Source organism: Ideonella azotifigens, from assembly GCF_006519715.1.
GTDB classification, from domain to species: domain Bacteria; phylum Pseudomonadota; class Gammaproteobacteria; order Burkholderiales; family Burkholderiaceae_C; genus Ideonella; species Ideonella azotifigens.
Window position 1 is genome coordinate 1 of sequence record NZ_VIDT01000365.1, and the last position, 5,524, is coordinate 5,524.

A 5,524-nucleotide genomic window follows, 5' to 3' on the forward strand; every position below is an offset into this window, starting at 1 on the left:
TCGTGCTGCTGGACCTGAACATGCCGCGCATGGACGGCTTCGAGTTCCTGCAGCAGCTGCGTGCGGACCCGGCGCTCTGCGACGAGGTGGTGTTCGTGCTCACCACTTCCGATGCCGACGCGGACCGCGTGCGGGCCTATCACGAGAATGTCGCGGGCTACATGGTCAAGGCCTTGGTCGGGCCGCAGTTTGCGAAATTGGCGCAGCTGCTGGTGTCGTACCGGCTTGCCGTGCGCTTGCCATGAGGGCGGCAATGAGCGCTGCCATGGTTGCCGCCGGCACGGTCGGCACGACGGCCCAACGCCTGGCCATCCACCTGCTTGTAGTTGACGATGACGACGTTGACCGCGAGCGTGTGCTGCGCCTGCTGACGCGGGCGGACTGGGACGTGCATTCGATGCAGGCAGCCAATGGCGCCGATGCGTTGCGCCTGGTGCGCGAGCATGAATTCGACTGCGTGATGCTGGACAACCAGCTTGGCGCGGCCACCGGCGCGGAACTGCTGCCGGCACTGCACCGCGAGGCGTTGCGCGACTGCCCGATCATCATGATCACCGGCGCGGGCAACGAGGGATTGGCGGTGCAGGCGCTTCGCGATGGCGCGGCCGACTATCTGCCCAAGTTCCAGCTCAGCACCGACATCCTGACACGTGCCATCCAACGGGCACTCGAGCACCAGCAGATGCGCCGGGAGATCGATTCCCTGAAGCTGAAGCTGCAACGGCGTGTCGAAGAGCAGGCGGCGCAGATCGTCGTGAGCAGGCGCGATCTGCGTGCCATTCTCGATCACACACCGAGTGTCGTCGGCTACTGGGACAGCAAGTTGCGCAACCGCTTCGGCAACCGGGCCCATCGCAGCTGGCTCGGGGTCAACGCGCGAACCTTGCCCGGCAGGCATTTGCGCGACGTGATCGGGCCGCTGCACTTCGCGCGTTACGAGGGCCAGATCAATGCCGTTCTGAAGGGACAGCCGCAAGCCTTCGGGCACGATTTCGTCGCCACCGTCGGCGGCGCCACGCGCCATGCGCTGTTCAACCTGCGCCCCGATGCCGACGACGAGGGCGTGGTGCGGGGCTTCTACGCCACGGCGACCGATGTCACCGCGATCCGGCAGGCCCAGTCGCGGGCCGAGGAGCTGGCGCGGTTCGCCGAGGCGATCATCGACACCGACCCGGTCGGCTGCGGCGTTTACCGCGCTGACGGCCACTGCGTGATGTCGAACCGCGCGCTCGACTGCGCACTCGGCACCGACGCCGAGCGGCTTGGCAGGCTGGGGCTCTGGGACTGGCTGGCGCAGCACGCCCCGTCGCTGGTCGAACCCGCCCGGGCCACGCTGGAGGACGGCCAGCAGCGCCGCTGCGATGTCGAGTTGATCGGCGGGGCGGGTGCAATGCCGCGCCTGGACTGCAGGCTGGCGCGCATCCTGCGCGAGGGGCAAGCCCACCTGCTGCTCTTTGCCAACGACGTCACCGAGCAGCGCAAGGTCCTGGATGCGCTGGTGTTGGCGCGCGACTCGGCCGAGGTCGCCATGCGCGCCAAGAGCGCATTCCTGGCCAACATGAGCCACGAGATACGCACGCCGATGAACGCCATTGTCGGCTTGAGCCGCCTGGCGCTGGAAGACGAGCTGCCGGCCGGTGCGCGCGACGACCTCGACAAGGTCCACACCGCGGCAGTCGCGCTGATGGGATTGCTCGACGATGTGCTCGACCATTCGAAGATCGAGGCCGGTCACTTGCGCTTCGAGCAGGCGGGCTTCAACCTGGAGCAGGTATTGCAGCGCACGGTCGATGTCTTCGCCGCCCGTGTCGGCCAGAAGGGCCTGGAGCTCGTCGTCGACCTGCCGCCCGAACTACCGCTGCAACTGGTGGGGGATGCGCTGCGCCTGTCGCAGGTGCTGAACAACCTCGTGGGCAATGCCGTGAAGTTCACCGAGCATGGCCACGTCCATGTCGAGGTGCGGGAACTGCCGGCGGCCGACGCCCAGCACTGCCTGTTGCGCTTTGCGGTGAGCGACAGTGGCATCGGCATTGATGTCGCGCACCATGCCGGCCTGTTCAATGCATTCACGCAAGCCGACAGTTCGATCACCCGCCGTTTCGGCGGCACCGGCCTCGGGCTGACGATCTGCCGCCGCCTGGTCGGGATGATGGGCGGCGAGATCGGGATGAACAGTGTTCTCGGGCGTGGCAGCGAATTCTGGTTCACGGCGGCCCTGCTGCGCGACACATCGCAGACGGCCGCCGTTCCAACGCAGGTCGGCCTGGAGGGCCTGCGCGTGCTGCTGGTCGACGAGTCCTGCGCGGCGGCGCGGGGAGTGCAGGTTCAGTTGCAGGCCTGGAAAGTGAGGGTGACCTGCTCCCGTGAGGCGTGCGGCACGGTCGCGCAGGTGGAGCAGGCCCGGGGCACGGGCGACCCGTTCAACGTGGTACTGCTCGACGGGCAGATGCTCGCCGCGGACGAGCATCGCACGCTGCTGCGCGAACTGAGGCAAGCGGGCGATGGCACGGAGCGCCCGGTTGTGGTGGTGATGTTCTCGTCGGCCCACACCGCGGCCAGCGATACAGCCACTGACTTTCCGGCAGATGTGGTGCTGGTCAAGCCGATGCTGGCCACGCCCTTGCTCGCAGCCATGCAGAAAGCCGCCGCGCTGGCGGGCCTGCGTGGCCCTGCGGCAAGCGCGGGGGAGCGGATCCTGGAGTTGCCGTCCCCGACATCGCAGGCCGAATGGTTGCTGCGCCGCGCGGCACCGCTGGCTGGGGCCCGCGTGCTGCTGGTGGAGGACAACATGGTCAATCAGATCGTGGCGCGGCGGATCCTCGAGCGCATGGGCCTGGAGGTGCGTGTCGCGGACGACGGCGTGCAGGCGCTTGCGGCACTGGAGGATCCGGCAGGGCAGCCCTTCGATGCGGTGCTCATGGACCTGCACATGCCCGTCATGGACGGGCTCGAGGCGACCCGGCGCATACGCGGGCGTGCCGCCTGGGCGGCGCTGCCGGTGATCGCCATGACGGCTGCCGCGCTCGCGGAGGACCGTGCGCTGTGCTTCGAGGCTGGGATGGTCGACCATGTGGCCAAGCCGCTGGTTCCAGAGGGTCTGCTCGACACCTTGTTGAGGTGGATCCCGCACGAGGCACCTGTCCGCCAAACGAGCACGCAGGCCACCATGGGCGCGCCAGCCGAAGCACCGGCTGGCGGATGCGATCCGCAGATCCCAGGGCTGGACTACGCCGCGCTGCGGAGTCGCGTGCTCGGCGATGACATGTTGGCCTGGCGACTGCTGACCAAGTTCGAGGCGCTGGAGCGGGACGCGGGAGCACGCCTGATGGCGCTGCTGGCGCAGGCCGATCTTGGCGCGCTGCAGCGCAGCGCGCACACGCTGCGCGAAGCTTCGGCCTCCTTGGGCCTGGATGGCGTGGCGCAGGCCTGTACTGCGCTGGAGAGCGCGTTGCGCACCGCCGCGCCGATCGACGCGCCCACATCGCAACTGGCCACGGTTCTGGATGCCGTCCTGGACCGCATGCGTGTGGTCATGGCCAGGCGAGGCGCCCCGCCAGGGTCCCAGAGGGCCTTGGTTCAAGTCTGACCCCGCCGGGTCATTCCTGCCTGCGTCTGCTCAGGGTTCGAGCGGTTCAGCTGGGCCGAACATCGCGTCCAGCGCTAGGCCTTCGGCACCGGTTACCGCGCCGCGAAAACACAGCCCGCCGCGGTGCGCCACCAGAGATGGAGATCCCGATCGAGGCGCAGACGGACCGGTCCCGGGCTGCGGGGCGCATGAGGGGTGGCTGCTGTGAGAAAAGTCACAGTCTGCCGGTGCACATTCACGCCGGCCCGGCTGCCGGGCTGAGGGCGGGCCGTTCCTGAGCAAAGCGCTTGCGCGCAGCGGTGACAATCCGCGCATCATGATGCTCGCTCCTCCCGTCACCCCGCTGGCCGAGATCGACGCCACGCTGGCCCGCCAGGGCTTTGCCGTGCTGGACGCCGATGGCCTGTTCGGCCTGCTGCACTGCACCGCCAACGACCTCGCACCCTGGCTGTCCCACTGGGACCGGCTGCCGGCAGACGCCTACCTGCGCGACGGTGGCCGCTACCGCCGCCGCCGCCATGCCTGCTTCATCGTCGAAGGAGAGCAGGTCACGCTGGTGCCGCAGCGGCCACACTGGCAGCCAGTCGAGTACAACGCGCTGCACGGCGGCATCGAGCGCCATTTCGAGCCGATCGAAGCTGGCCTGGTGACTGACCCGCTGTGGCAGCGCTGGCTTGCGGCCCTTGCCGCGCGCGCCTCGGCGCTGAAGGGCGAGCGCAGCTGGTACGTCGAGGCGCACCCGTTCCGCATCGACACCACCGACGGCATTGGCCGGCCGACGCCCGAAGGCGCCCACCGCGACGGCGTGGACCTGGTCAGCGTGACGCTGGTTTCGCGTGAAGGCATCAAGGGTGCAGAGACGCGTGTCTTCGCCGCCCAGGGCCGCGAGGGCCAGCGCTTCACGCTGGACCAGCGCTGGAGCACGCTGCTGCTGGACGACGAGCGCGTGATCCATGAATCCACGCCCATCCAGCCGCTGGTGCCCGGGGCCGAAGGCCACCGCGACACCCTTGTGCTGACCTTCCGCGCCGGCGGCTTCCAGGGGCCGTCGCCGTGAGCGGCGGCGGCCGTTTTCTCACCGCCACCAGATGCCTTGCGTGCTTCGCCGCGCCAACATTGCATGACCACGACGCCTACTCCCCCACCGGTTCCCACGCCCGCCGAAGCCGAGGCGGTGCGCCGCCAGCGCGAGGCGGTGCAACAAGCCCTGGCCAGTGCGCCGCTGCGCGCCCAGGGTGAGCTGCAGCTGCCCGGCCAGCGCCTGCGCTACCGGGTCGACGCCGGCTTCGTGCCGGCGTTTTCTCATGTGCCCGGCCAATCGCCCGAGCCCGAGGCGGCCATCTTCACCACCGCCTACCAGCTCGAAGCGCCGGAAGGCAGTGAGCCGGCCGCTGCTGCTGTGCAGCGGCCGATCTGCTTTGCCTTCAACGGCGGTCCGGGCGCCTCGTCGGCCTTCCTGCACATCGGCCTGATGGGCCCGAAGCGGGTCACCATCCTCGACAACGGCCAGATGCCGCCGCCGCCCTACGTGGTGCAGGACAACCCGCTGAGCTGGCTGGCCCAGTTCGACCTGGTGTTCGTGGACCCGCCGCACACCGGCAGCTCACTGTCGGCCGGCGACGAGGTGCGCAAGAAGCACTTCTCGGTCGACGGCGACATCGCGGTGCTTTCCGACGCCGTGTGTGAATGGCTCACGCGGCACCGCCGCTGGGGCTCGCCGGTGCTGCTGTGCGGCGAGAGCTACGGCACGACGCGTTGCGCGGCGATGACCGAAACCCTGGCCGATGCCGGCGTGCCGCTGGCCGGCCTGATCCTGGTCTCGACCGCGATGGATTTCCAGGCGCTGGAATTCAGCCCGCGCAACGACCTGCCATACGCGCTGTTCCTGCCGGCCTTCGCGGCCGTGGCCCAGTACCACGGCACGCTCAAGGGCGAGGC

General features: G+C 69.1%; 4 protein-coding genes. All 4 read left to right on the forward strand.

The window, feature by feature from the left end; translation table 11 throughout:
* Positions 1-245: response regulator (locus tag FKP22_RS19470; RefSeq protein ID WP_141289365.1), on the forward strand; the 245-nt coding region annotated here is incomplete at its 5' end.
* A gap of 8 nt (positions 246-253) precedes the next feature.
* A complete protein-coding gene (locus FKP22_RS19475; protein ID WP_170200970.1) occupies positions 254-3,586 on the forward strand; it encodes a response regulator in 3,333 nt (1,110 codons plus the stop codon).
* 316 nt (positions 3,587-3,902) lie between these two features.
* The gene (locus FKP22_RS19480; protein ID WP_141289367.1) at positions 3,903-4,643 is read left to right on the forward strand and encodes a 2OG-Fe dioxygenase family protein; all 741 of its coding nucleotides are present in this window, start codon (positions 3,903-3,905) and stop codon (positions 4,641-4,643) included.
* A gap of 63 nt (positions 4,644-4,706) precedes the next feature.
* The coding region (locus tag FKP22_RS19485) for a S10 family serine carboxypeptidase-like protein (RefSeq protein WP_445663749.1) at positions 4,707-5,524 on the forward strand (818 nt) is incomplete at its 3' end.

Bases quoted from the DNA above. Each gene is read 5' to 3' on its own strand.
- FKP22_RS19475 (WP_170200970.1), top strand. From the start codon at position 254: ATGAGCGCTGCCATGGTTGCCGCCGGCACGGTCGGCACGACGGCCCAA.
- FKP22_RS19480 (WP_141289367.1), top strand. From the start codon at position 3,903: ATGATGCTCGCTCCTCCCGTCACCCCGCTGGCCGAGATCGACGCCACG.